At 61.7% G+C, this 25,133-nt stretch carries 23 protein-coding genes; 12 read left to right on the forward strand and 11 right to left on the reverse strand.

From position 1 onward, the window contains the following. Positions 1-3: 3 nt before the first annotated feature. The 6 genes from pcaH (at position 4) to pcaC (ending at position 5,358) form a co-directional block, all read left to right on the forward strand. A complete protein-coding gene (gene pcaH, locus EJD88_RS21035) occupies positions 4-708 on the forward strand; it encodes a protocatechuate 3,4-dioxygenase subunit beta (protein WP_099583290.1) in 705 nt (234 codons plus the stop codon). 1 nt (position 709) lies between these two features. Next, complete coding sequence (gene pcaG / locus EJD88_RS21040; RefSeq protein ID WP_099583289.1) at positions 710-1,276, forward strand: protocatechuate 3,4-dioxygenase subunit alpha; 567 nt, start codon at positions 710-712, stop codon at positions 1,274-1,276. A gap of 200 nt (positions 1,277-1,476) precedes the next feature. Further along, positions 1,477-2,772, forward strand: a complete 1,296-nt coding sequence (locus EJD88_RS21045) for an MFS family transporter (protein WP_012722673.1) — start codon at positions 1,477-1,479, stop codon at positions 2,770-2,772. A 10-nt stretch (positions 2,773-2,782) separates the two neighbouring features. Further along, on the forward strand, positions 2,783-4,147 hold the full coding sequence (locus tag EJD88_RS21050; protein ID WP_158878928.1) for a 3-carboxy-cis,cis-muconate cycloisomerase: 1,365 nt from the start codon (positions 2,783-2,785) through the stop codon (positions 4,145-4,147). Between the two features lie 10 nt (positions 4,148-4,157). Next, positions 4,158-4,949 carry a 3-oxoadipate enol-lactonase gene (gene pcaD, locus EJD88_RS21055; protein ID WP_158878929.1) on the forward strand — a complete coding sequence of 264 codons (792 nt, stop codon included), beginning with the start codon at positions 4,158-4,160 and terminating at the stop codon, positions 4,947-4,949. A gap of 10 nt (positions 4,950-4,959) precedes the next feature. After that, on the forward strand, positions 4,960-5,358 hold the full coding sequence (pcaC, locus tag EJD88_RS21060; RefSeq protein WP_112193950.1) for a 4-carboxymuconolactone decarboxylase: 399 nt from the start codon (positions 4,960-4,962) through the stop codon (positions 5,356-5,358). Positions 5,359-5,423: 65 nt separating this feature from the next. On the opposite strand, the gene EJD88_RS21065 is transcribed toward pcaC, so the two are convergent. The 6 genes from EJD88_RS21065 to EJD88_RS21090 all read right to left on the reverse strand — a co-directional run bounded on the left by EJD88_RS21065 (position 5,424) and on the right by EJD88_RS21090 (position 15,516). Further along, positions 5,424-6,323, reverse strand: a complete 900-nt coding sequence (locus EJD88_RS21065; RefSeq protein WP_099583284.1) for a polysaccharide deacetylase family protein — start codon at positions 6,321-6,323, stop codon at positions 5,424-5,426. 84 nt (positions 6,324-6,407) lie between these two features. After that, positions 6,408-7,658, reverse strand: a complete 1,251-nt coding sequence (locus tag EJD88_RS21070) for an OprD family porin (protein WP_158878930.1) — start codon at positions 7,656-7,658, stop codon at positions 6,408-6,410. Positions 7,659-7,882: 224 nt separating this feature from the next. Continuing rightward, positions 7,883-9,580 (reverse strand): molecular chaperone HscC, encoded by a 1,698-nt coding sequence (locus EJD88_RS21075; RefSeq protein WP_158878931.1) that lies wholly within the window; start codon positions 9,578-9,580, stop codon positions 7,883-7,885. Positions 9,581-9,748: 168 nt separating this feature from the next. Beyond that, on the reverse strand, positions 9,749-11,206 hold the full coding sequence (adeC, locus tag EJD88_RS21080) for an AdeC/AdeK/OprM family multidrug efflux complex outer membrane factor (RefSeq protein WP_099587562.1): 1,458 nt from the start codon (positions 11,204-11,206) through the stop codon (positions 9,749-9,751). After that, positions 11,203-14,364 (reverse strand): efflux RND transporter permease subunit, encoded by a 3,162-nt coding sequence (locus EJD88_RS21085; protein ID WP_112193956.1) that lies wholly within the window; start codon positions 14,362-14,364, stop codon positions 11,203-11,205. The genes adeC and EJD88_RS21085 overlap by 4 nt, the downstream gene beginning before the upstream one ends. A gap of 3 nt (positions 14,365-14,367) precedes the next feature. After that, positions 14,368-15,516: an efflux RND transporter periplasmic adaptor subunit gene (locus EJD88_RS21090; protein ID WP_158878932.1), complete on the reverse strand. Its 1,149-nt coding sequence runs from the start codon at positions 15,514-15,516 to the stop codon at positions 14,368-14,370. Positions 15,517-15,802: 286 nt separating this feature from the next. Here EJD88_RS21090 and EJD88_RS21095 point away from each other — a divergent pair, with 286 nt between their 5' ends. Then, complete coding sequence (locus tag EJD88_RS21095; protein ID WP_099587559.1) at positions 15,803-16,435, forward strand: TetR family transcriptional regulator; 633 nt, start codon at positions 15,803-15,805, stop codon at positions 16,433-16,435. A gap of 291 nt (positions 16,436-16,726) precedes the next feature. Here EJD88_RS21095 and EJD88_RS21100 read toward each other — a convergent pair whose 3' ends face one another. Genes EJD88_RS21100 through EJD88_RS21110 form a run of 3 tightly spaced genes read right to left on the reverse strand, consistent with a single transcriptional unit; the run spans position 16,727 to position 19,318 of the window. Further along, positions 16,727-17,782, reverse strand: a complete 1,056-nt coding sequence (locus tag EJD88_RS21100) for an alkene reductase (protein ID WP_158878933.1) — start codon at positions 17,780-17,782, stop codon at positions 16,727-16,729. Positions 17,783-17,810: 28 nt separating this feature from the next. Further along, positions 17,811-18,977 (reverse strand): MFS transporter, encoded by a 1,167-nt coding sequence (locus tag EJD88_RS21105; RefSeq protein ID WP_112193962.1) that lies wholly within the window; start codon positions 18,975-18,977, stop codon positions 17,811-17,813. Between the two features lie 14 nt (positions 18,978-18,991). Then, positions 18,992-19,318: a helix-turn-helix transcriptional regulator gene (locus EJD88_RS21110; RefSeq protein WP_158878934.1), complete on the reverse strand. Its 327-nt coding sequence runs from the start codon at positions 19,316-19,318 to the stop codon at positions 18,992-18,994. Positions 19,319-19,472: 154 nt separating this feature from the next. On the opposite strand from EJD88_RS21110, the gene EJD88_RS21115 reads away from it, so the two are divergent. Then, on the forward strand, positions 19,473-20,057 hold the full coding sequence (locus EJD88_RS21115) for an ACP phosphodiesterase (protein WP_158878935.1): 585 nt from the start codon (positions 19,473-19,475) through the stop codon (positions 20,055-20,057). Positions 20,058-20,169: 112 nt separating this feature from the next. Here the strand turns inward: EJD88_RS21115 and EJD88_RS21120 are convergent, their stop codons facing one another. Together EJD88_RS21120 and olsB are read right to left on the reverse strand one after the other, a co-directional pair. Then, complete coding sequence (locus tag EJD88_RS21120; RefSeq protein WP_158878936.1) at positions 20,170-20,961, reverse strand: 1-acyl-sn-glycerol-3-phosphate acyltransferase; 792 nt, start codon at positions 20,959-20,961, stop codon at positions 20,170-20,172. Continuing rightward, positions 20,961-21,716 carry an L-ornithine N(alpha)-acyltransferase gene (gene olsB, locus EJD88_RS21125; protein WP_099587554.1) on the reverse strand — a complete coding sequence of 252 codons (756 nt, stop codon included), beginning with the start codon at positions 21,714-21,716 and terminating at the stop codon, positions 20,961-20,963. The genes EJD88_RS21120 and olsB overlap by 1 nt, the downstream gene beginning before the upstream one ends. A 185-nt stretch (positions 21,717-21,901) precedes the next feature. Here olsB and EJD88_RS21130 point away from each other — a divergent pair, with 185 nt between their 5' ends. The 4 genes from EJD88_RS21130 (at position 21,902) to EJD88_RS21145 (ending at position 25,114) form a co-directional block, all read left to right on the forward strand. After that, positions 21,902-22,975 carry a serine hydrolase gene (locus EJD88_RS21130; protein WP_158878937.1) on the forward strand — a complete coding sequence of 358 codons (1,074 nt, stop codon included), beginning with the start codon at positions 21,902-21,904 and terminating at the stop codon, positions 22,973-22,975. Continuing rightward, a complete protein-coding gene (locus EJD88_RS21135) occupies positions 22,972-23,286 on the forward strand; it encodes an amidase (RefSeq protein WP_158878938.1) in 315 nt (104 codons plus the stop codon). The genes EJD88_RS21130 and EJD88_RS21135 overlap by 4 nt, the downstream gene beginning before the upstream one ends. Positions 23,287-23,373: 87 nt before the next feature. Beyond that, the gene (locus tag EJD88_RS21140; protein ID WP_158878939.1) at positions 23,374-23,955 is read left to right on the forward strand and encodes a YceI family protein; all 582 of its coding nucleotides are present in this window, start codon (positions 23,374-23,376) and stop codon (positions 23,953-23,955) included. 1 nt (position 23,956) lies between these two features. Continuing rightward, a complete protein-coding gene (locus tag EJD88_RS21145) occupies positions 23,957-25,114 on the forward strand; it encodes a phosphatidylserine/phosphatidylglycerophosphate/cardiolipin synthase family protein (protein ID WP_099587550.1) in 1,158 nt (385 codons plus the stop codon). The last annotated feature ends 19 nt before the right edge of the window (positions 25,115-25,133 follow it).

The following is a 25,133-nucleotide window of genomic DNA, read 5'->3' on the forward strand; positions in this document are numbered from 1 at the left end:
TCCATGAGTGACAAGCCCGGTTACCGGCGCCCGCAAGCGGGCACTCAACCTGATTACCTGCACCCGGCCTACCAGTCGACGAACCTGCGTTCGCCGTCCCAGCCGTTGGTGTTCCTGCCCCATTCCTTGTCGGAAATCACCGGCCCGACCATCGGTGCCGAGCGGATCAACGAGAAGGACAACGACCTCACCGCGCAGCATGAAGGCGAGCCACAGGGCGAGCGCATCATCATTCATGGCCGCGTGCTGGACGAAAACGGTTTGCCGGTGCCGGGCATCCTCGTGGAGATCTGGCAGGCCAACGCCGCCGGTCGCTACAACCACAAGCGCGATGTGCACGACGCGCCGCTGGACCCGAATTTCACCGGCACCGGCCGCACCGTCACCGACGCCGATGGCTGGTACCAGTTCCAGACCATCAAGCCCGGCGCCTACCCGTGGGGCAACCATCACAATGCATGGCGCCCGGCGCATATCCACTTTTCGCTGTTTGGCCCGAGTGTGCTGACGCGGTTGGTCACGCAGATGTATTTCCCCGGCGACCCGTTGCTGGAATACGACCCGATCTACAACTGCGTGCCGGACACTTCGGCCAAGCAGCGCTTGATCGCCAGCTTCGACCTGGAAAAAACCATTCCTTCCTATGCCCTCGGCTACCGCTGGGACATCGTCCTGCGCGGCCGCGACGCCACGCCGATGGAGAAATGAGATGAGCCTTTACGCAACCACGTCCCACACCGTCGGGCCGTATTACCACATCGGCCTGACCTGGCTGAACCGCGAAGACCTGACCGTCGCCGCCACCCTTGGCGAGCGCGTGGCGATCAGCGGGCAAGTGGTGGATGGCAACGGTGATGTGGTCAACGACGCCATGCTCGAGGTCTGGCAGGCCAATGCCGCCGGCAAGTACGACCATCCGGAAGATGAGCAGGACAAGGCCGTCGACCCTAACTTTGAAGGGTTTGGCCGGGTGCCGGTGGACGCCGAAGGGCGCTTCCGGTTTACCACCATCAAGCCGGGGGCTGTTCCGGGACTGAAAGGCACGACCCAGGCACCGCATTTGGTGGTGCTGGTGTTTGCGCGAGGCTTGGTGAAGCACTTGCTGACGCGGATTTATTTTGACGGTGAGGTGCTCAATGGTGATGACGCGCTGCTGGCGTGTGTGCCGGCCGAGCGGCGTAGCACCTTGATTGCCAGGCAGGATGAGCAGGGTGTGTATCAGTGGAATGTGATTTTGCAGGGGACGGATAAGGAGACGGTGTTTTTTGATTATTGAGTAAGTCTGGAGGGCTTCATCGGGGGCAAGCCCCCTCCCACAGTTGATCGAGTTGTCTGAGCCTTACTCGGTTAAATGTGGGAGGGGGCTTGCCCCCGATAGGGCCGGTTCAGGCAACCCATTATCCAAATGTCTGCTTGCGGAACATGGTTGTTGCAAAGTATGTCTAGGCTATAACCGTTCCCACTGAGTGAAAAATCATGACAACAACCACCAGTCACTACACCGGAGAAGAACGCAGCAAACGGATCTTCGCGATTGTCGGTGCCTCCTCCGGCAACCTGGTCGAATGGTTCGACTTCTACGTCTACGCCTTCTGCGCTATTTACTTCGCCCCGGCGTTTTTCCCCTCGGACGACCCCACGGTCCAACTGCTCAACACCGCCGGCGTATTCGCCGCCGGGTTCCTGATGCGCCCCATCGGCGGCTGGCTGTTTGGCCGGGTGGCCGATAAACACGGTCGCAAAAATTCGATGATGATTTCGGTGCTGATGATGTGCGCCGGCTCGCTGGTCATCGCCTTCCTGCCCACCTACAAAGACATCGGCGCCTGGGCCCCGGCGTTGCTGCTGGTGGCGCGGTTGTTCCAGGGTTTGTCGGTGGGTGGCGAGTACGGCACCACCGCAACCTATATGAGTGAAGTCGCCCTCAAGGGCCAGCGCGGTTTCTTCGCCTCGTTCCAATACGTCACCCTGATCGGCGGGCAACTGCTGGCGGTGTTGGTGGTGGTGATCCTGCAACAGATCCTCACCGAAGAAGAATTGCGCGCCTGGGGCTGGCGGATTCCGTTCGTGATCGGCGCGATTGCGGCGGTGATTTCGCTGTTGCTGCGTCGCACCCTCAAGGAAACCACCAGCAAGGAAATGCGCCAGGACAAGGACGCCGGCAGCATCGCTGCGCTGTTTCGCAACCATAAAGCGGCGTTTATCACCGTGCTCGGCTACACCGCCGGCGGCTCGCTGATTTTCTACACGTTCACCACCTACATGCAGAAGTACCTGGTGAACACCGCCGGGATGCACGCCAAGACCGCCAGCTACATCATGACCGGCGCGCTGTTCGTGTACATGTGCATGCAGCCGCTGTTCGGCATGCTCTCGGACAAGATCGGTCGACGCAACTCGATGCTCTGGTTTGGCGCCCTCGGCACCCTGTGCACCGTGCCGATCCTTTTGACCCTGAAAACCGTGACCAGCCCGTTCCTGGCGTTTGTGCTGATTTCCCTGGCGTTGGCTATCGTGAGCTTCTACACCTCGATCAGCGGCCTGGTGAAAGCGGAAATGTTCCCGCCCCATGTGCGTGCCTTGGGCGTAGGCCTGGCCTATGCGGTGGCCAATGCGATCTTCGGCGGCTCGGCGGAATACGTGGCCTTGGGTCTGAAATCCATGGGCATGGAAAACACCTTTTATTGGTACGTCACCGGCATGATGGCCGTGGCTTTCCTGTTCAGCTTGCGTCTGCCGAAACAGGCGGAGTACTTGCACCACGATTTGTAAGGAATGCGTTATGACACTGCGCACCAGCAATCAGCTGTTCGACGCTTACTTCACGGCTGACAGCATGGCCGAGGTGTTCTGCGACCAGGGGCGCTTGCAGGGCATGTTGGATTTTGAGGCAGGTTTGGCCCGCGCCGAGGCGCGGGTCGGGTTGATTCCCCAGGCCGCCGTTGCACCGATTGCCCAGGCATGCCTGGCGTCGTTGTACGACGTGGACGCGCTTGGCGTGGCGATTGCCACCGCAGGCAATTCGGCGATTCCGTTGGTCAAGGCGCTGGGTAAGTTGATCGCCAGCGAAGATGCCGGGGCCGAACGCTACGTGCATCTGGGCGCGACCAGCCAGGATGTGATGGACACCGGGCTGGTGCTGCAATTGCGGCGTGCACTGGTGTTGATCGAAACCGACCTTGCTCGCTTGGGGGATGTACTCGCCGCCCAGGCCCAGCGTTATGCGACCACACCGATGGCCGGGCGTACCTGGCTGCAGCACGCAACGCCCGTGACGTTGGGCATAAAAATCGCCGGTTGGCTGGGCGCCGTGACGCGCAGTCGTCAACGTCTTACCGAGCTGAAACCGCGCCTGTTGGTGCTGCAATTCGGCGGCGCCTCCGGCACCCTGGCCGCACTCGGCGAGCAGGCGATGCCGGTGGCCGAGGCGTTGGCGGCTGAGCTGCAACTGAGCTTGCCCGAACAGCCCTGGCACACTCAGCGTGATCGCCTGGTGGAGTTCGCCAGCGTGCTGGGGTTGATCGCCGGCAGCCTCGGCAAGCTGGGCCGCGACATCAGCCTGTTGATGCAGACCGAAGCGGCGGAAGTGTTCGAACCGTCGGCGCCGGGCAAGGGTGGCTCGTCGACTATGCCGCACAAACGCAATCCAGTCGGCGCTGCGGTGCTGATCAGTACGGCCACCCGCGTGCCTGGGTTGGTCGCGACGATGTTCAGCGCGATGCCCCAGGAGCATGAGCGCAGCCTGGGCTTGTGGCATGCCGAATGGGAAACCTTGCCGGAGATCTGCCGGTTGGTCTCCGGCGCCTTGCAACAGGCGCTGCAGGTGAGCGAGGGGTTGGAAGTCGACCCCGAGCGCATGAAGCAGAACCTCGATCTGACCCAGGGCCTGGTCCTGGCCGAGGCCGTCAGCATCGTGCTTGCCCAACGCCTTGGCCGCGAAACCGCACACCATTTGCTGGAGCAGTGCTGCAAGCGAGCAGTCGCCGAAGGGCGCCATCTACGCGCCGTATTGGCCGACGAACCGCAGGTCAGCGCCGAGCTGTCTGCACCCGAACTCGACCGCCTGCTCGACCCGGCCCACTATCTGGGCCAGGCGCACACTTGGGTCACCCGTGCTGTCACCGAACATTTTGAACTGACTGCCTGAGGAGGCCGCCATGCCATTTGCACAACTCGCCGAGGGCGACCTGCATTACCAACTCGATGGCCCCGTGGACGCGCCAGTATTGCTGCTGTCCAATTCGTTGGGCACAGACCTGCATATGTGGGACATCCAGATTTCGGCCTTCACCGAGCATTTTCGCGTGTTGCGTTTCGATACCCGTGGCCATGGCAAATCCCTGGTTACCAAGGGCCCCTACAGCATCGAACAGCTCGGCCGTGATGTGCTGGCGCTGTTGGACGCACTGGATATTCAACGCGCGCATTTTTGCGGCCTGTCCATGGGAGGCCTGATTGGCCAATGGCTGGGCATCAACGCCGGTGAGCGTTTGCAGAGCCTGGTGGTGTGCAACACCGCGGCCAAGATCGGCACGCCGGAGATCTGGAACCCGCGCATCGAGATGGTGTTGCGCGACGGTGCAGCGGCGATGGTGGCCTTGCGTGATGCCTCCATTGCGCGCTGGTTCACCGCTGACTTCGCAGCGGCCAACCCGCACCAGGCCCAGCAGATCACCGACATGCTCGCGTCCACTTCGCCCGAGGGTTATGCGGCCAACTGCGGCGCCGTGCGGGATGCGGATTTCCGTGAGCAACTGCGCACGATCAAAGTGCCGACCCTGGTGATTGCCGGCACCGAAGATGCCGTCACACCGCCAGAGGGTGGCCGCTATATTCAGACCCATGTGAGGGGTGCCGAGTACGCTGAGTTCTATGCGGCGCACCTGTCCAACGTTCAGGCCGGTGCTGCATTCAGCGACCGTGTAATTGAATTTTTGCTGGCCCGTTGAGGAGCTTTTTGTGGAAGAGAAACAACGTTACGCCGAGGGGCTGCAAGTACGCCGCGACGTGCTGGGCGACGCGCATGTCGACCGTAGCCTCAATGCCCTGACCGAGTTCAATAGCGAATTCCAGGAAATGATCACCCGCCACGCCTGGGGTGACATCTGGACCCGCCCGGGCCTGCCTCGGCACACCCGCAGCCTGATCACCATTGCCATGCTGATCGGCATGAACCGCGCCGAAGAGCTCAAGCTGCACCTGCGCGCCGCTGCCAGCAATGGCGTGACCCGTGCCGAGATCAAGGAAGTGCTGATGCAGAGCGCGATCTACTGCGGGATCCCGGCGGCGAATGCCACCTTCCACCTGGCTGAATCCGTGTGGGATGAGCTGGGCGTTGAGTCCCGCCAACCCGACTAGATTTGAACTGCGCTCAAAATGTGGGAGGGGGCTCCCACCTGTTTGATTTCACAAGGCTTCAAGTTTCAGTGGGAATCAGCATCCCACACCCAGTTCCATACCCCCGGCAGGTGCACGGCTTCACTCACATCCTTGACCGTCCGCGCCAACGCCGCACGCTGCAGTGCATCATGGTCGGTATAGAACGGCTCGGCGGCGGTCTTCATGCCGGTGACCTGGGCACTGTCCAGCAGGATCTGCAGGTATTCCTGCATATGCCGCGCGGTGTAGCGGTTGATGTCGTGGAAGGTCACCACCACCGGTATCACCCCATCCACCGTTGGCAACTCGCCCAATGCAATGCGCTCGCGCACCACCGACAGTTGCCGATACAGGTTGGCGCGGCGGCGTGGGCTGCCGTTGAAGCCCCAGATCTTGCCGTCATTGGCGCTCAAGTCCGTCAGCAGCACGTGCAGGCCATGGCGCTGGTAGGCGGCGAAGGTGCGGCGGTCGTAGTTCCAGAACGGCGGGCGCACCAGCACCGGTGGCGCGCCGGTGATCGCGGCGATATCGGCAGAACCCTGGGCGAGGGTGCTTTCCAGTTCGGCGTTGTTCAGCCAGCGATGGTTGGTATGAAACGCCGTGGCTGTGTGGAAGGCCAGGATATGCCCGCCCGCGTACTCACGTTCCATGGTCTTGCGACCCCGTGAACTGCCGCCGGAACGGGCCGCCTCGGTCTGCAAAAAGAACACCGCCTTGATCCCCGGCAACACCGGGTTGTGCGCCAGGTCGGCCACCACCGAACGGCTCGGGTTGTTGTAGCCCGAGGCACTGGGACCGTCATCGAAGGTCAGCAGAAAACGGATCGGCGCCTGGCTTTGCAGGCGCTGCTCAGTCTGGGGCGTCAGGGCGACGGGCGCGCCGATGCAGCCACTGAGGCTCACGGCCAGGGCCAGCACGGCCGATGCGATGGCGAAGGATTTCATGGTGTATGCGGGCTCGAAAAAGAGGCCGCTGCTGGGCGGATCAGCAGCGGCAGGCGCGCACCATACAGCAAGTGCGACGCTGGATTACAGCAGACTTATCGGGTAACTGACGATCAACCGGTTTTCGTCAAACTCGTTGTTGCTGTAGTCGCGGCGCATGCTGGAGTTGCGCCAGCGCATCGTCAGGTTTTTCAGGCTGCCGCTTTGCACGGTGTAGCCCAATTCGCTTTCGCGACCCCATTCCCTGCCATCGGTGATGGTGCCGGTGTGCACGTTGCTGCCGCTGATATAGCGGTTCATCAAGGTCAGGCCCGGCACACCGAGGGCGGCGAAGTTGTAGTCGTGGCGCAGTTGCCAGGATCTTTCCTGGGCGTTGTCGTAGCTGGAGTTATAGCTGTCGTTGGCCAGGGTGCCGCCGCTGGTGCCGTTGACGCGCATCCAGGCGTTGTTGCCGGTGAGTTTTTGCAGGCCGACATAGAAGGTGTTGCCGCCGTACTTGGCAGAGAACAGGCCGGACCAGGTCTTGTTGTCCAACTCGCCAGCGCGGGCACTGCCGTCGTCCTTGCCGTAGAAGAACCCGAGGTTGGCGCCCAGGGTCCAGTCACCGAGGGGCTGGCTGTGGGTCAGGTTGACGTATTGTTGGCTGTAGATGTCCTTGAGCTGGGCATTCCACAGGCCGACCTGGGTGCGTTTGTCGTTGAACGTATATTCGCCGCCCTGGAAGTTGAAGCGGTCAGAGGTGAAGGCGGCTTTGCCGGTCATCGACAGGTCGGTCATGCTGCTGTCGTCACGCGGGCTGTTGGCGCGGAATTGGCCGCCGTAGAGGGTCAGTCCGTCGATTTCCCTGGACGTGATCTGCCCGCCGCGCAGGGTTTGCGGCAGGGAACGGCCGTCGTCCGAGCGCAGGATCGGCAGCACCGGCATCCACTCGCCGACCTTGACTTCGGTCTTCGAAATACGGGCCTTGAACGCCACACCGAGGCGCCCGAACTCATCCGCCGGCCGGCCGTCGCGATCCAGCGGCAACAGCTGTGTGCCACCGGTGCCGCGCCCGCCATCGAGCTTCAACGAATACAGCCCCAGCACATCCACACCGAACCCAACCGTGCCCTGGGTAAAGCCGGACTTGGCGTCAAGGATGAAACTCTGCGTCCACTCCTGCGCGCCGCCCTGGGTCTTGGTCGGGTTGGTGAAATTGCGGTTGATAAAGAAATTGCGCAAGTTGAGGTTGGCGCTGGCGTCTTCCAGGAAGCCGTGCTCTTCGGCGACGACGGGAATTGCGAGGCTGGCGACAGCGGTGGCCAGCAAGAGCTGGCAGGGACGGAACGTGCTCATGGCGTTGGACCTGTTGTTATTGGGGTTATGCAGGTGGCGGCCATGGTGCGGGGCGGTACGGGGGCGATGAAAGTGGGGGCGGGCGGGTTTTGGGCGGTGATCGAACGACTTTGAGCGGATAAACGCTCGGGATAGATTGCCCGTGTGAGCACACAGGCCGTCCATGAAATTGACAATCATGGACGGCATTTATGACGCCAGCGAATGACTACAGCGCCTTTCCCTCAGCGCCAGGATCCATTGTCGAGTTGCTCAAGTTGCCGGGTCAGTTCGCTGCGGGCTTCACGGATGCGGCGTTCGTCCTGGGTGTCGAGGATCTGCTGGAACTGCGCGGCCCAGTGGCCGAGCTGCTCGCGCAGCTCGCCGAGGTTTTCCTGATAGAGCCGTTCGAGGCGCGCAGTCAGCACCGTGTTGACCTGCTGATCGCGTGGGTGAACCTTCAACTGCGCCAGCGCTTGCAGGCGTTGCTGAATCTCTTGCGGGCTGAGCACGCCGGGGTTGTTCTCGATCACCAGGGAGTGCTGCTCGCCGGTCAGCGGGATGCTCACCTGGGCTTCCAGCAGACCGTTGTTGTCGTAGGTGAAGCGCACATCCAGCGAGACTTCACCGGCCTTGCGCTTGGGCACCGCGATGTCCAGTTGGCCCAGTTCGATGTTGTCTTTCACCAGGCGGCTTTCGCCTTGGTAGATTTTCAGCAGCACCTGGCTCTGGTTGTCGTGCAGTGTCACTACGCTTTTGACCCGACTCACCGGCACACTGCTGTTGCGTTCGATCAACGGCAGGTAATGGCCGCTTTCGATATGGCCGCCGTATTGGTTCGAGGTTTCGATGCCCAGGGTGTAGGGGCACACGTCGGTCAGCACCACTTCTTCAAGCGCGGCGGAACGGGCTTTGAGCGCCGCCTGGATCGCCGCGCCGTGGGCGACCACCTGGTCGGGGTCAAGGCTGATGGACGGAAAGCGCCCGAACAACCCGGCGGCGAGTTTGCGCACCAGCGGCATGCGTGTGGTGCCGCCCACCAGCAGGATTTCATCGAGGTCGCTGACGCGAATCCGCGCATCGCGCAGGGCGCGTTCAATCGGGGCGCGCAGGCGTTCCAGCAGTGGCGTGTAGAGCTTGGCCATGTCCTGTTGGGTGATGGTCTGCACCCATTGCTGGCCATCGACCCGCAGGGCGAACTCGGCGCTGTCGTCCTGGCCGAGGGCCTTGCGCACGCGCTCGGCTTCGCGGCGCAGGGCTTGCAGCACACTGTTGGTGGGCGGAAAACCGGCGGTGTTGCGCTGGCTCTCGACGAAGTGTTCCAGCAGCAAGGTGTCGAAGTCTTCGCCACCGAGGAAGTTGTCGCCGGCGCTGGCGCGCACTTCCATCACCCCGTCGAACAGCTCGATGATCGACACGTCAAAGGTGCCGCCGCCGAGGTCGAAGACCAGGAACGAGGTTTCTTTGTCGCGCTGATGCAGGCCGTAGGCGAGGGCGGCGGCGGTGGGTTCGTTGATCAGTTTTTCAACGTTGAGCCCCGCCAGTTCACCGGCGATGCGCGTGGCTTTGCGTTGGCCGTCGCTGAAGTAGGCCGGCACGCTGATCACGGCTTCAGTGACGGTATGGCCGTAGGTACGCTCGATGTCTTCCTTGAGGCTCTTGAGCACCAGCGCCGAGAGTTCTTCGGGGCGGAACGAGCGATCACCCAGGCGCACCTCAGTGGCGCTGCCCATGTAGCGCTTGAACAGCGACGTGGTCAGGTGCGGGTGGGTGTGCAGGCGCTCTTTGGCGGCCTGGCCGACCAGGATACGGCCTTGATCATCCAGCCCGACCACGCTTGGGGTCAGCAACTGGCCAAGGGCATTGGGCACCAGTTCGGCGGCGTCGCCGCGCCAGACGGCGGCGAGGCTGTTGGTGGTTCCCAGGTCGATTCCTACGATCATTACGACAAGCTCCCTCTGTGGTCTGTAAGAATCTGTGACCAATTTTACCCTGAAAGGTTGAAGCGAAAGCAAGGCGACAGGGTGTTTTGTGGTGAGCCCGCTCACCACTATGGACATAAAAAAACCGCCTCCTGTAAGGGCGGCGGTTTTTTCTTTACTGCAGCGTGATCAGAACAACTTCAACGCCGGCGCTTCTTCTTTCAACGGCTCATTCTTCGCCGTCTGCTCGTTCCAGCCGCCGCCGAGGGCCTTGTACAGGGTGACCTCGCTGGTCAACTGTGCCAGGCGGTCGGTGATCAGCGATTGCTGGGCACTGAACAGCTGGCGCTGGGCGTCGAGGAAGGTCAGGTTGCTGTCGACACCAATACGGTAGCGACGCTCAGCCAGGCGGTAGTAATCCTGGTTGGCCTCGACGAAACCGCGCTGGGCGTCCAGTTGCTGCTTGTAGGTCTCACGTGCGGCGAGGCCGTCGGAGACTTCCTGGAAGCCGGTCTGGATGGCCTTCTCGTAGTTCGCCACGTTGATCTCTTTCTGGATCTTCGAGTAGTCCAGGCTGGCGCGCAGGCTACCGGCGTTGAAGATCGGGATGTTGATCTGCGGTGCAAACGACCAAGTGCCCGAACCGCCTTTGAACAGACCACCCAAGGTTGGGCTGGCGGTGCCGGCACTGGCCGTCAGGGTGATGCTCGGGAAGAACGCGGCACGGGCCGCGCCGATGTTGGCGTTGGCCGCCTTGAGGTTGTACTCGGCCTGCACGATGTCAGGACGACGTTGCAGCAGGTCCGATGGCAACCCGGCCGGCACGTCGCTGAGCAGGTCATCCGACAGCGGCTGGCTGGCGATATTCGCCGGCAGGCCGGTGCCCAGCAGCAGGGTCAGGTTGTTTTCGTCCTGGGCCACCTGGCGGGTGTAACGCGCCAGTTGCACGCGGGCGTTTTCCACCGAGGTGCGCGCCTGGCTCAGGTCAAGTGCGGAGGCGACGCCGACTTCGTTGCTGCGCGAGGTCAGTTTGAAGCTCTGCTCGAACGCGCCCAGGGTGTCCTGGGTGAGCTTGAGCAGCTCCTTGTCGGCCTGCCAGGTCAGGTAGGCGTTGGCCACACTGGCTACCAGGCTGATCTGGGTGCTGCGACGCGCTTCTTCGGTAGCGAAGTATTTCTGCAGCGCTTCTTCACTCAGGCTGCGGACACGCCCGAACAGGTCCAGCTCGTAGGAGCTGATCCCCAAGCCTGCCGAGTACTGGCTGGCGATGGTCGCCTCGCCGGTCTGCGACAGCTTGGCCGGCGTACGCGAACGGCTGCCGCTGCCCGTGGCCGAGACGGCCGGGAACAGGTCGGCGCGCTGGATCTGGTACTGCGCGGCATAGGCATCGATGTTCAGCGCCGCAACGCGCAGGTCACGGTTGTTTTCCAGCGCGGTCTTGATCAGCTGTTGCAGGGCCGGGTCATGGAAAAACTGCCTCCAGCCTTGCTCGGCAGCCGCCTGGTTCGGCGCCTGGGCTGGCGAATACGCCGGCCCCTGCGGGAACTGTGCCGCCACCGGCGCTTCGGGGCGCTGGTAGTCAGGTATCAGCGAGCAGCCACTGAGCACGAAGGCGGTGACGGCTAGGGAAAGTAGCGACTTGCTCATTGGCCAGCCTCTTTAGGAGTTTGCTTAGGTTCAGTCTTTTTACGCTCGCCCGCGGCGGACACGGTTGCAAAGAACAGTGGCACCCAGAAGATCGCCAGGACAGTGGCCGTGATCATACCGCCAATCACGCCGGTACCGATGGCGTGCTGGCTGCCTGAACCGGCGCCCGAGGAGATCGCCAGCGGCAGTACGCCGAGGACGAACGCCATGGAGGTCATGATGATCGGGCGCAGACGCATGCGGGAGGCTTCGATGGCCGACTCGACAATGCCCTTGCCTTGTTCATGCAGCTCTTTGGCGAACTCGACGATCAGGATGGCGTTTTTCGCCGCCAGGCCCACCGTCACCAGCAAGCCCACCTGGAAGAACACGTCGTTGGACAAGCCGCGCATGCTGGTGGCGATCAACGCACCCACCACACCCAACGGCACCACGAGGACAACTGCAATCGGGATCGACCAGCTTTCGTACAGTGCCGCGAGGCACAGGAACACCACCAGCAGCGACAAGGCGTACAACGCAGGTGCCTGGGAGCCGGACAGACGTTCTTCGTACGACAGGCCCGTCCAGGCATAGCCCACGCCCGCCGGCAGTTGCTTGGCGATGCGTTCGACTTCAGCCATGGCATCACCGGTGCTGTAGCCCGGAGCCGGGGTACCGAGGATTTCCATCGCCGCTACACCGTTGTAGCGCGAGAGCTTCGGCGAACCGTAGATCCACTTGCCCGACGAGATAGCCGACAACGGCACCATCTTCCCGGAGTCGCTGCGCACGAACCACTTGTTCAGGTCTTCAGGGGACATACGGCCAGCGGCCTCACCCTGCACGTACACCTTCTTCACGCGACCACGGTCGATGAAGTCGTTGACGTAGCTGCCACCCAGGGCAATCGCCAGGGTCTGGTTGATGCTCGACAGCGTAATGCCTTGGGCACTGGCCTTCTCGTCGTCGACGGTGAGCTCGTACTGCGGCTCATCGTTCACGCCGTTGGGGCGTACACCGGCCAGGATCTTGCTCTGGGCCGCCATGCCGAGGAACTGGTTACGCGCCTCCATCAGCTTCTCGTGGCCGACACCGCCCTGGTCTTGCAGGAACACGTCGAAACCGGTGGCGTTACCCAATTCCAGAACCGAAGGCGGCACGATGGCGAAGACCATGGCGTCCTTGAATGCCCCGAAGAAGTAACCCTGGGCACGCTTGGCCACTTCGAATACCGACTGCGAAGCGTCGCGCTCATCCCATGGCTTGAGCATCACGAACGCAAGGCCCGAGCTCTGGCCACGGCCGGCGAAGTTGAAGCCGTTGACGGTAAACACCGATTTCACAGCCTTGCCTTCGCCTGGCTCGCCTTCTTTGTCGTTGAGCAGGAAGGCACGCATGTCGTCGATGACTTTTTGCGTACGTTCAGCCGACGAACCGACCGGCGTCTGCACCTGGGCAAAGATCACACCCTGGTCTTCCTCGGGCAGGAACGCGCTTGGAATGCGGGTGAACAACCAGATCATGCCGACGACGATGATCAGGTACACAAAGAACGCAGGGAATTTGTGCTTGATCATGTTGCCCACGCCGCGCTCGTAGCTGATGACGCCACGGTCGAAGGTGCGGTTGAACCAGCCGAAGAAACCACGCTTGGGTTGGCCGTGTTTCTCGGGATCGATGGGCTTGAGCATGGTGGCGCAGAGCGCCGGGGTGAAGATCAGGGCAACCAGTACCGACAGCGCCATGGCCGAAACGATGGTGATGGAGAACTGTTTGTAGATCACACCGGTGGAACCACCGAAGAACGCCATCGGCAACAGTACCGCCGACAGCACCAGGGCAATACCCACCAGGGCGCCCTGGATCTGGCCCATGGACTTGACCGTCGCCTCTTTCGGCGACAGGTGTTCCTCGGCCATGACCCGCTCGACGTTTTCCACCACGACGATGGCATCGTCCACCAGCAAGCCGATGGCGAGGATCATGCCGAACATGGTCAAGGTGTTGATGGTGAAACCGAACGCCGCCAGGATCCCGAAGGTGCCCAGCAATACCACCGGTACGGTCATGGTGGTGATGATGGTGGCGCGGAAGTTCTGCAGGAACAGGAACATCACCAGGAACACCAGCACGATCGCTTCGACCAGGGTGTGCACCACGCCGGAGATCGATTCGGTCACCACAGGGGTGGTGTCATACGGCACCACCGCCTTCATGCCTGGCGGGAAGAACGGCTCCAGGGATGCCACGGTCGCACGGATGGCCTTGGCGGTGTCCAGGGCGTTGGCGCCCGAGGCCAGCTTGATCGCCATGCCGGAAGCCGGCTTGCCGTTGAACTGTGCACTGATGCTGTAGTTCTGGCCGCCCAGTTCGATACGCGCGATGTCACGCAGACGCACCTGCGAGCCATCGGCGTTGACCTTCATCAGGATCTTGCCGAACTCTTCTGCGGTTTGCAGGCGGGTCTTGCCGATGATGGTCGCGTTCAGTTGGGTGCCGGGCAGGGCAGGCAGGCCGCCCAGTTGACCGGTGGCCACCTGTACGTTCTGTGCCGAGATGGCGGTGCTGACGTCGACCGGGGTCAACTGGTAGTTGTTCAGCTTGCCCGGGTCCAGCCAGATACGCATGGCGTACTGCGAACCGAACACCTGGAAGTCACCGACACCCGCAGTACGCGAGATCGGGTCCTGGATGTTGGACACGATGTAGTTGGAAAGGTCGTCCTTGGTCATGCTGCCGTCTTCCGACACCAGACCGATCACCATCAGGAAGTTCTTTACCGACTTGGTCACACGGATACCCTGTTGCTGCACTTCTTGCGGCAGCAACGGGGTTGCCAGGTTCAGCTTGTTCTGCACCTGGACCTGGGCGATGTCCGGGTTGGTACCCTGGTTGAACGTCGCGGTGATGGTCATGCTGCCGTCGGAGTTACTGTCCGAGGCGACATAACGCAGGTTGTCGATACCGTTGAGCTGTTGCTCGATGACCTGCACCACGGTGTCCTGCACGGTTTGTGCGGACGCGCCTGGGTAGGTCACCTGGATGTCGATGGCGGTTGGCGCAATGGCCGGGTATTGGTTGATGGGCAACTTCAGGATCGACAGTGCCCCGACCAGCATGATCACCAGGGCAATTACCCAGGCGAAAATGGGACGGTCGATAAAAAATTTCGACATGGATTACTCCCCTTTGCCGGCAGCGGCAGCAGGAGCAGCAGCGGAACCTGCGGGCTTGGCGTTGTCAGCGTCCTTGACCTTGACTTCGATGCCCGGCTTGATGAATTGCAGGCCTTCGGTGATCACGCGGTCACCGGCGTTCAGGCCTTTTTCCACCAGCCAGTAGGCGCCGTCGGTACGGTTGGCCACCAGGGTGCGTTGCTCGACCTTGTTGTCTTTGTTCACCACCAGCGCGGTCGGGATGCCCTTGATGTCACGGGTCACGCCTTGCTGCGGTGCCAGGATCGCCTTGCTGTTCACACCGGCTTGTAGTTGGGCGTGAACAAACATGCCCGGCAGCAGGGTGTGGTCAGGGTTGGGGAACACAGCGCGCAGGGTCACGGAACCGGTGGTCTGGTCGACCGACACTTCGGAGAACTCAAGTTTGCCTTCCTGACCGTAGTCGGTGCCGTCTTCCAGGGTCAGCTTGACCTTGGCGGCATTGGCGCCGGCTTTTTCCAGTTGGCCGCTTTCCAGGTCGCGGCGCAGTTTCAGCATTTCAGCGGAAGACTGCGTGACGTCGACGTAGATCGGGTCCAGTTGCTGGATTACGGCCATGGCATCGGCCTGGCCATTGCTGACCAGCGCGCCTTCGGTGACGGCAGAACGGCCGATACGCCCGGAAATCGGCGCGTAGACCTTGGTGTAGCGCACGTTGATCTGGGCGGTTTGAACGTTTGCTTCGGCAGTCATGCGGTTAGCGACGGCGTTGTCGTATTCCTGACGGCTGACGGCTTGTTCATCCACCAACTGTTTGTAGCGATCGGTGATCGACTTGGTCTGGGTCAGCGTCGCTTGTGCGCTTTTGAGCGTGGCTTCATAGACCGACGGGTCGATCTGGTAAAGCTGCTGGCCTTCCTTCACGTCGGCGCCTTCTTTGTACAGGCGCTTGAGGATGATGCCATTGACCTGAGGACGAACTTCCGCGATGCGGTAGGCGGTGGTGCGGCCTGGCAGCTCGGACGTCAGGGTATAGGCTTGCGGTTGAATGGTGACCACGCCGACCTGAGGGGTTTGAGCGGGCGGAGCCGCTTCTTCCTTTTTACATCCGCTGAGCAGCGATGCCAGGGCGACGGCAGTGACCAGAGCGGTAACAGCTGGCTTAAGTTGCATGAAGATCCTCGGGTCAGGCGCGCAGGGTGCGCACAAGAAGGGTGGAAGGGTAAAAAACAAGCCGTGAGTGGATAAGTAGCTTGCTACGCAATATACTTACGTTCATGGTTGTTTGTAAACTCTTGACAGGCTGCGTGGAATGTTGACAAAGCAACGCCCGAAGCCTCGATTCCATTACGTTCGGCACCCATGACGGTGTCGTCCCACAAATATTCAGATGATCGTTCGCGTCTATTAACGTTGCGTTAACGATAGTCTCAAGTGTCCTGATTGAGGTTCTACTGCCATGGTTCGTCGCACTAAAGAGGAAGCTCAAGAAACGCGCAGCCAAATTCTTCAAGCCGCCGAGCAAGCCTTTTACGATCGCGGCGTTGCACGCACGACGCTGGCGGACATCGCCGCGCTGGCCGGTGTGACGCGGGGCGCTATTTACTGGCACTTCAGCAACAAATCCGATCTGTTGCAGGCGCTGCTCGACACCTTGCATGAGCCGCTGGATGAATTGGCCAGGGCCAGTGAAAGCGAGGATGAACTCGACCCGCTGGGCTGCATGCGCAAGCTGCTGATTCATTTGTTTCATCAAGTGGCCCTGGACCCGAAAACCCGGCGCATCAATGAGATTTTGTTTCATAAGTGCGAATTCACCGATGAAATGTGCGACATGCGCCGCCAGCGCCAGACCCACAGCCTGGAGTGCAACCTGCGCATCGGCCTGACCCTGCGTAACGCGGTCCATCGCGGGCAACTGCCGGAAAACCTCGACACCACCCGTGGCGCCGTGTGCATTCATGCCTACATCAATGGGCTGATTGGCCAGTGGCTGTTGGTCCCCGACAGCTTCCAATTGCATCAGGAAGCGGAACGCTGGGTAGACGCAGGGCTAGACATGCTGCGTCTGAGCCCAAGCCTGCGCAATTGAAACAAAATGCGTAATTGCATCAGGGTGTGTCAACAGTAAAGCCTAAGGACAGTCAATCGTCCTTCTGCCTGATTGGTGGGGTGACTTTATATACGGGCTGGCGGGCGGTTGATAGGTAGCCGCCTAAGTATTTTGTAGGGATTTTGTTGCGGTTCTGTGAAGTGATGTTTCCCAAGGCTACAGACAGTCAAAAACGTGGGAGGGGACTTGCCCCCGATAGCAGTGGGTCAGTCAACACCTATAGTGACTGATGCACCGCCATCGGGGGCAAGCCCCCTCCCACGTTTGGTTTTACAGCGCCAGCGTCGGGTAATCGATGTAGCCGACCGGGCCCTTGCCATAGAAGGTGTCCGGACGTGCTTCGTTCAGCTGCGCATCGGCCTTCAAGCGTGCCGGCAGGTCCGGGTTGGCAATGAACGGCACACCCCAGGCCACCGCATCCGCTTTACCTTCGGCCAGCCACGCATTGGCGCTGTCCTTGGTAAAGCGTTCGTTGGCGATGTACACGCCGCCGAAGGCTTTCTTCAGTTGTGGACCGAGGCTGTCCGCGCCTTCCTTTTCACGTGAGCAGATAAACGCGATGCCACGTTTGCCCAATTCGCTGGCGACGTAGGTGAAGGTTTCTGCCAGGTTATCGTCGCCCATGTCATGGGAGTCGGCACGCGGTGCCAAATGCACGCCCACACGGCCGGCGCCCCAGACTTCGATGGCCGCGTCGGTCACTTCCAGCAGCAGGCGTGCACGGTTTTCCAGGGAGCCGCCGTACTGGTCGGTGCGCTTGTTGGTGCTGCTCTGAAGGAACTGGTCGAGCAGGTAGCCGTTGGCGCCGTGGATTTCCACGCCGTCGAAGCCGGCGGCCTTGGCGTTCTCGGCACCGGTGCGGTAGGCGTCGATGATGTCGGCGATTTCTGCAGTTTCCAGGGCGCGCGGGGTCGGGTAGTCAGCCAGTGGGCGTACCAGGCTGACGTGGCCCTTGGGCTGGATCGCGCTCGGTGCCACCGGCGTTTCGCCGTTCAGGTAGGACTCGTGGGAGATGCGGCCCACATGCCACAGTTGCAGGAAGATCTTGCCGCCCGCGCCATGAATCGCCTTGGTGACGTTGGCCCAGCCACGCACCTGGTCGTTGGACCAGATGCCTGGCGTGTCCGGGTAGCCCACGCCCAGCGGCGTCACGGAGGTGGCTTCGCTGAGGATCAGCCCGGCGGACGCACGTTGCACGTAGTACTCGGCCATCAGCGCGTTGGGTACGCGGCCTTCATCGGCACGGCAGCGGGTCAGCGGCGCCATGATGATGCGGTTCGACAGTTCCAGGTCGCCCAGTGTGATCGGATCGAAAATAGTCGTCATGGGAATACACCTTTCTCTTTGAAGTTGATCAGTTGGTCGCAGGGGCCAGGTCGGCATCGCCGCCCTGACGGAAAGTAATCAGGGTCACTACCAGCGCAAGGATGGCCAGGGCAGCTGCCGCCAATGGCACGCTGGTCAGGCCGAAGCCGTGGGCAATCACACTGCCGCCGACCCAGGCACCAAGGGCGTTGCCGATGTTGAAGGCGCCGATGTTCAAGGTGGACACCAGGTTCGGCGCGGCCTTGCCGAAGGTCACCACGTTGATCTGCAACGCAGGCACGGCAGCAAACGAAGCGGTGGCCCACAGGAACAGGGTGATTTCAGTCGGGATCACGGCGACGCTGGTCCAGGTCAGCGCCGTGGACACCACCGCCATGCTGATAAACACGCCGATCAAGGTCGCGGCCAGACGCTTGTCCGCCAGCTTGCCGCCGATGATATTGCCCACGGTGAGGCCCAGGCCGATCAGCAGCAGGGTCCAGGTCACGCCTTTGGGCGACACGCCGGTGACATCACCGAGCAGCGGCGCCACATAGGTGAAGAGGGTAAACATGGACGCGGCGAACAGCGCGGTCATGCTCAGCGACAACCAGATCCCGGCCCCTTTGAGGGCGGCCAGTTCGGCACGCATGTCGAGTTTTTCTTCGTCGCGCTTGGCCGGCAGGAAGCGGATCAGGCCGATCAACGCCACCACACCAATCACCGTCACCGCCCAGAAGGTCGAGCGCCAGCCGGCTTCCTGGCCCAGCGCAGTACCCAGCGGTACACCGAGCACGTTGGCCAGGGTCAAACCGGTGAACATCAAGGCCACGGCGGACGCCCGCTTGTTGGCAGGCACCAGGTTGGCCGCCACCACCGAGCCGATCCCGAAAAACGCACCGTGGCACAACGCGGTGACCACGCGGGCAAACATCAGCACGTTGTAGTCACTGGCCAGGGCGCAGAGCAGGTTGCCGATAATAAAGATGCCCATCAACGCTACCAGCGCTGCCTTGCGAGGCAGCTTGGCGGTGGCCAGTGCCATGAACGGCGCGCCGATGGCCACGCCCAGGGCGTAACCAGTCACCAGCCAGCCGGCGCCGGGAATCGACACACCGAGGTCCGCCGCCACATCGGGCAACAGGCCCATGATGACGAACTCGGTGGTGCCAATGGCGAAGGCGCTCAGGGCCAGGATGAGTAGCGAGAGGGGCATTTGCGTTTCCTTTGTTACAGCGCTGCGTTGTCGTCAGCGCTGAGTTCGGTGGTGAGCGCCGCGAGGAAGGCCTGGATGGTTTCCTCGTTGCGTTTGAAAAAGTGCCACTGCCCGGCCTTCTGGCTGCTGATCAAGCCCGCCCGTTGCAAGGTGGCCAGGTGGGCCGACACGGTCGACTGGGACAAGCCGCAGCGCTGGTCGATCTGCCCGGCACAGATGCCGTATTCGTGGTTGTGCAGCTGTTGGGGGAATTGCACTTTCGGGTCTTTCAGCCAGGTGAGGATGTCTCGTCGTACTGGGTGCGCCAGGGCTTTTATTATTTCGTCGAGGTCGATGGACATGGCAGGTGCTCGGTGTCGTAAAGCGTTATATCGCGATGAGGCGAACCTTAAATCGTTGCATCCCGATATACCAATATGATTTTGGTCTGAGGACAGGTCAAATCGGTATATCGGGTTATAACGATACGTTGACGGCAGTGCTAGACTGCGCGCCATGAATTATCTCGCACATCTGCACCTGGGCGGCCAACTTCCTGCACAACTGCTCGGCAGCCTCTATGGCGATTTCGTCAAAGGTCGCCTGCAAGGGCAGTTCAGCCCGCAAATCGAGTCGGCGATCCAGTTGCATCGCTCCATCGACCGCTTTACCGACAGCCACCCGCTGGTCGGCGAAGCGTTGTCGCGCTTCAGCCTTACCCGCAGGCGCTATGCGGGGATCGTCCTCGACGTGTTTTTCGATCATTGCCTGGCGCGGGATTGGGCGTTGTATGCCGATCAGCCGCTGGAGCAGTTCACTTCGCAGGTGTATCGCGTGCTCGCGGCCGAGCCGCAGTTGCCGGGGCGGCTGGCGCAGATTGCGCCCTGGATGGCAGCGGATGACTGGCTGGGTTCGTACCGTGAGTTCGAGGTGATGGAGCAGGTGTTGCGCGGGATTTCGCGGCGGCTGACGCAGCCGGAGGAGTTAGGGCAGGCGATGCAGGAATTGCGGGTGTTGTATGAGCCGCTGAGTGAAGACTTCCGGGTGTTCTACCCGGAGTTGCAAGCCTTTTCACAAGCCCAACTGATTAGTGGGGTCTAAATGTGGGAGGGGGCTTGCCCCCGATAGCTGTGGGTCAGTTATAGATGAGCTGACTGATACACCGCTATCGGAGGCAAGCCCCCTCCCACATTGGAACCGTGTTTAGCTCATATCAGGCGGCGAATGCTGGTCGAACCGCCACTTGCTCAGCCTCTGGAAGCGGCCCAAACAACGCCTTCTGCACCGCCTGCTGCGTCTGATACGCCAATGCCGCGCGTTCTTGCCCGGCGCACGCAATCGGCTTGAGCAGGTGAATCTCCACATCGCCCTGATCATTGGCGAACAACCGCATCAGGTGCGACAACAAATCGTCATCGCCAATAAACGGCGCCAGCGGGTCTACTTGCCCATCGCGCAGGTAACGAATTGCCACCGGTTGCAGCGCCACATCCGCATCGATCGCACTGGCCAGCAAGCGCCCGTGGAAGGTGCGCAGGCTACGCCCGTCGGTGGTGGTGCCCTCGGGGAACATCAGCAGCGGATGCTGTTGCTCCAGATGGCGGGTCATCTGCTTGCGGATCAACTGGCTGTCGCCCGAGCCACGGCGGATAAACAGGCTGCCGGCCTTGGCCGCCAACCATCCCGCCACCGGCCAGGTGCGCACTTCGGCCTTGGACAGGAACGACATCGGCGCCACCGCACCCAGCAGCGGAATGTCCGTCCAGGACACGTGATTACTCACCCACAGCATCGGCTGCGTTGGTAACTCACCGTGCACCGTCACGCGAAAGGGCAGGGCGTTGGTCAGCCGCGCCATAAAAAACCGCGACCAACGCTGACGCCGCACCATCGAGTTGGCGATGCCCAGCCGCTCGAACACGCCGAACACACTGGCCATGCTCAAGCCCAGCGCCACCACCACCAGCACGCGGGCGATGCGCCCGTACACGCGCAAACGGCTCATCACATGGCCGCCTTGAAGTGGCGCGCGTAACGCGGGCACAAATTATCGCGTTTGAGCAGGATGAACACGTCGGCCACCTGGAAATCTTCATCCCAGCACGGCTCGCCGCAGATCTTCGCACCCAGGCGCATGTAGGCCTTGAGCAGCGGTGGCATTTCGGCGATCACGTTGGACGGCAGGTCCAGCGCCGGCAGCGGTTTTTTCGGTTCGGCGCGCAAGTGTTCGTTGCACAGATAGCGTTCGCGCAGGCGCTGCATGATCGCGTGGGCCTGGATGCCGCCGTCGTGCATCGGGATGCTCGCGCAGCCCATCAGATAGCTGTAGCCGCCCTGGTTGAGCACTTCGGCCAATTCGCCCCACAGCACGGCGATGGTGCCGCCGTTGCGGTAGGCCGGATCGACGCAGGTGCGGCCGATTTCCAGGATCGGGCCCTGCAGGTGCAGCAAGCCATGCAGGCTGAATTCTTCTTCACTGTAGAACCGGCCCAAGGTGCTGGCGGCCTGATGGTCGAGCAAGCGGGTAGTGGCGACGAGTCGACCGCTGTTCAAATCCCGCACGCCGATGTGGCTGCAGTGAACATCATAGTCATCCATGTCCAGGCCGTGTTCCGCGCCTTTCAGCTTGGCGTTGAACTCGCCGCTGAACACGTTGAACCGCAGGGCCTGGGCTTCCTGCAACGCTTGTGCGCCAACCAGGCGTTCGGCTTGCAGACGGCGTTCATTGCCGGTGTCGCTGATGCGGGCGATCTGAGTCATGGCGAATCTCCGAGTGCCAGCCACCTTTCGGCCGGTCGACTTGTTTGTCCAAACTCAGGCTATGTAGGCTCGGTGTCATCTCCATGAAGTTATGGTGACGCTTGGATGACAGCCCTTCCTGTCGCAAATCTGTCATCACCCTCGGCTAGGCTCGCGGGCTTGAATGCCCCCTTGAGTCTGTGTCCATGGTCAGAGGCCTGCTGTGTGTTGCCCTGCTGTTCGTCACCGCTACCGCCCACGCCGAAACCTGGCCAGACAAGGACTGGGCCAAGGGCACGCCGCTTGCCGGGCCCGCCGTCGAAGCCTTGGACGCCTACGCGTTCCCACCGCGTGACGATGCCACCCGCCAAGGCATTCGCACCGATGCGCTGCTGGTGATCCGCGACGGCCAGATCATCTATGAACGCTACGCCGCGCCCACCACCGCCGACACGCCGCACCTGACCTGGTCCATCAGCAAGAGCCTGATGGCCACTGTGCTGGGCATAGCCTACGGTGATAATCGCTTCAAACTGACTGACCCTGTGTGGCGTTTTTACCCGCCGATGAAGCAACACCCCACGGTGACCATGGCCGACCTGCTGCACTGGGCCTCAGGCCTGGACTGGCAGGAGGACTACGAATACGCGCCGCTCAAATCCTCGGTGGTGGCGATGCTCTATACCCGTGGCCACGCCGATATGGCCGAGTTCGCCGCCAACACCGGATCGTTCAGCGCGCCGGGCCAGGCCTTCCGTTATTCCAGCGGTGACAGCAATATTTTATCCGCCGCACTCAAAGGCATGCTCGGGCACAAGGCTTACATCAGCTACCCGTGGGACGCGCTGTTCAAACCGCTGGGCATTCGTAATGCCACGTGGGAAACCGATGCCGATGAAACATTCGTCGCCTCGTCCTATGCCTACCTGACTGCACGCGACTTGGCCCGCGTCGGTTTGCTGATGGCGCGCAACGGTCGTTGGGGCGAGCAACAATTGCTGCCAGAAGGCTGGGTCGCCTTCAACCGCCAGCCTTTCGACAAATACCAGGCAGGCCAGGACGAAGCCGTGCCCGGCGGTCATTGGTGGCTGAACCAAGGCACCCCGCGACCCTGGCCCGCCGCCCCGGCTGACACGTTCGCCGCACTCGGCCATTGGGGCCAGGCGCTGTACGTGATGCCCGCCGACCACCTGGTGATCGTGCGTTACGGCGATGATCGCGACGGCAGCTACCAACACAACGAACTGCTCAAGCGCGTGCTTGCGGCGGTGCAGCCATGATCCGTCGTCGGCCGTTTACCACCGTGTTTCTATTGTTGGTCGCAGCCCTGCTGGGCTGGATCTGGCACGAGCGCGTCAACCTGCAAGCCTTCCCCGACATCATCGCGGCGTACACGGCCAAGGAGTATTGCTCGTGCCGGTATGTTGCGAACAATCCGGCGGAATATTGCCGGGGGTATGTGAAGCAGTACGTGCCGACCAGTGCATTCAGCGATAACCCTGAGCGCAGTGAAGTGACGGCGAGTGGGTTGGGGCGCACGCACAGTGCCAGGTGGTTGGGGGAGCGGCAGGGGTGTCGCCTGACACCCTGACCCGGCAAGCCCCCTCCCACATTTGGATTTGCGCCGTTCCTGACATGCGCTTAAGGTTCGTGCAGGTTTTTTGCCCCACGAGTCTTTATGTTCAATGTCAAACCACTGGCCTTCACGTTACTGACCTGCGCCGCTATCCCCGCCCATGCCGATTGGTACCTGGATAACGAATCCTCGCGGCTGTCCTTTGTCACCACCAAAAACACCGAAATCGCTGAAGTGCAGCGCTTTCTGGTGCTGCATGGCAAGGTCGACAGCAAGGGCGCGGCGCAGGTGGAAGTGGAACTGGAGTCGGTCAATAGCGGCATCCCGCTGCGTGACGAGCGCATGCGCAACCAGCTGTTCGAGATCAAGACGTTTCCCGATGCGCTGATCTGTACACAGATCAATCTGCAACCCATCAATGACCTGGCCCCCGGCGCGCAGTTGGAGTTGCGCCTGCCGCTGAGCGTGACCTTGCACGGCAAGACCCAGACCTACAGCGCCGAATTGCTGGCCACGCGCCTGGATGACCGGCGCTTCCAGGTAGTGACCCTGGAGCCTGTGGTACTGCACGCCGAGGGTTTCGACCTGGCGCCAGGTGTCGCGGCATTGCGTGAAGCCGCGGGGCTCAAGTCGATCAGTTTGTCGGTGCCGGTGGGTGCCGTGCTGATTTTCACGGCGCGCTGACGTGAGCGGCGCAGTGTTCCCGTGGCGCAGCGCCAACCGTTTCGAGTTGTTGATCGACGGACCGAATTTCTTCCCGCAGATGCTGGTGGGCATTGCCCGCGCCGAGCGCCAGGTGGATCTGGAGTTGTACCTGGTGGAGGCGGGCGCTTGTGCCGAAGCCATGGTGCAGGCGCTGGTGCTGGCCGCCGAACGCGGCGTGCAGGTGCGTTGCCTGTTCGATGACTACGGCAGCCTCGCCTTCACCCTGGGGCTGCGCAAGCGTTTGACCGATGCGGGTGTGACGCTGCGTTTCTACAATCGCCTGAGCTGGCGCCGTTGGATGCGTAACCTGTACCGCGACCACCGTAAGCTGCTGCTCATCGACCAAAACATCGCCGTGGTCGGCGGCACCGGCGTCACCGATGAATTCTGGACGCCGGGCGAAGACACCGCCGAATGGCACGAAGTGATGGTGCAGATCAGCGGCCCGTTGGTGCAGGACTGGCAGGCGCTGTTCGACCGCCAATGGCACGCCAACGTGGCGCGCCGGGAATGGAAGCCCGCCACCCATTTCGGTTTGCCGCGCTTGCCCAAAGTGCCAGCGACCGGGCCGGGTCTGGGCCGCGTCGCGTATGCCGACGCCCGTCAGCACCGCGACATCCTGCAATCGCTGATCCGTGCACTCAACAACAGCAAGACGCGAATCTGGCTGGCTACGCCGTATTTCCTGCCCACTTGGGGCGTGCGCCGGGCCTTGCGCCGGGCGGCTGGGCGCGGGGTGGATGTGCGTTTGCTGCTGACCGGTCCACGCACCGATCACCCGTCCGTGCGTTACGCCGGGCATCGTTATTACCCGCGTTTGTTGCGCTCGGGCGTGCAGATCTTTGAATACCAGCCGTGTTTTTTGCACCTTAAAATGGTGCTGGTGGATGACTGGGTGAGCATCGGCTCGTGCAATTTTGATCACTGGAACCTGCGCTTCAACCTGGAAGCCAACCTTGAAGCGTTGGACCCGCAATTGACGGCGGCGGTGGCGGGCAGTTTCGAGCGGGACTTTGCACAGAGCCAGGCGGTAAGCCTGCAAGCATGGAAGGCGCGGCCATTGTGGCGGCGGGTAAAGCAGCGAGTGTGGGGCTGGGTGGATCGGTTGGTGGTCAATCTGCTGGATCGACGCGGCTGACAAGAACAACGAGGCCAAA

This window comes from Pseudomonas sp. PB105, from assembly GCF_009764655.1.
GTDB lineage: Bacteria > Pseudomonadota > Gammaproteobacteria > Pseudomonadales > Pseudomonadaceae > Aquipseudomonas > Aquipseudomonas cyclaminis.

Coding starts and splice junctions, on each gene's coding strand:
- pcaH (WP_099583290.1), top strand. CDS start 4: ATGAGTGACAAGCCCGGTTACCGGCGCCCGCAAGCGGGCACTCAACCT.
- pcaG (WP_099583289.1), top strand. CDS start 710: ATGAGCCTTTACGCAACCACGTCCCACACCGTCGGGCCGTATTACCAC.
- EJD88_RS21045 (WP_012722673.1), top strand. CDS start 1,477: ATGACAACAACCACCAGTCACTACACCGGAGAAGAACGCAGCAAACGG.
- EJD88_RS21050 (WP_158878928.1), top strand. CDS start 2,783: ATGACACTGCGCACCAGCAATCAGCTGTTCGACGCTTACTTCACGGCT.
- pcaD (WP_158878929.1), top strand. CDS start 4,158: ATGCCATTTGCACAACTCGCCGAGGGCGACCTGCATTACCAACTCGAT.
- EJD88_RS21065 (WP_099583284.1), bottom strand. CDS start 6,323: ATGAAATCCTTCGCCATCGCATCGGCCGTGCTGGCCCTGGCCGTGAGC.
- EJD88_RS21070 (WP_158878930.1), bottom strand. CDS start 7,658: ATGAGCACGTTCCGTCCCTGCCAGCTCTTGCTGGCCACCGCTGTCGCC.
- EJD88_RS21075 (WP_158878931.1), bottom strand. CDS start 9,580: ATGATCGTAGGAATCGACCTGGGAACCACCAACAGCCTCGCCGCCGTC.
- adeC (WP_099587562.1), bottom strand. CDS start 11,206: ATGAGCAAGTCGCTACTTTCCCTAGCCGTCACCGCCTTCGTGCTCAGT.
- EJD88_RS21085 (WP_112193956.1), bottom strand. CDS start 14,364: ATGTCGAAATTTTTTATCGACCGTCCCATTTTCGCCTGGGTAATTGCC.
- EJD88_RS21090 (WP_158878932.1), bottom strand. CDS start 15,516: ATGCAACTTAAGCCAGCTGTTACCGCTCTGGTCACTGCCGTCGCCCTG.
- EJD88_RS21095 (WP_099587559.1), top strand. CDS start 15,803: ATGGTTCGTCGCACTAAAGAGGAAGCTCAAGAAACGCGCAGCCAAATT.
- EJD88_RS21100 (WP_158878933.1), bottom strand. CDS start 17,782: ATGACGACTATTTTCGATCCGATCACACTGGGCGACCTGGAACTGTCG.
- EJD88_RS21105 (WP_112193962.1), bottom strand. CDS start 18,977: ATGCCCCTCTCGCTACTCATCCTGGCCCTGAGCGCCTTCGCCATTGGC.
- EJD88_RS21110 (WP_158878934.1), bottom strand. CDS start 19,318: ATGTCCATCGACCTCGACGAAATAATAAAAGCCCTGGCGCACCCAGTA.
- EJD88_RS21115 (WP_158878935.1), top strand. CDS start 19,473: ATGAATTATCTCGCACATCTGCACCTGGGCGGCCAACTTCCTGCACAA.
- EJD88_RS21120 (WP_158878936.1), bottom strand. CDS start 20,961: ATGAGCCGTTTGCGCGTGTACGGGCGCATCGCCCGCGTGCTGGTGGTG.
- olsB (WP_099587554.1), bottom strand. CDS start 21,716: ATGACTCAGATCGCCCGCATCAGCGACACCGGCAATGAACGCCGTCTG.
- EJD88_RS21130 (WP_158878937.1), top strand. CDS start 21,902: ATGGTCAGAGGCCTGCTGTGTGTTGCCCTGCTGTTCGTCACCGCTACC.
- EJD88_RS21135 (WP_158878938.1), top strand. CDS start 22,972: ATGATCCGTCGTCGGCCGTTTACCACCGTGTTTCTATTGTTGGTCGCA.
- EJD88_RS21140 (WP_158878939.1), top strand. CDS start 23,374: ATGTTCAATGTCAAACCACTGGCCTTCACGTTACTGACCTGCGCCGCT.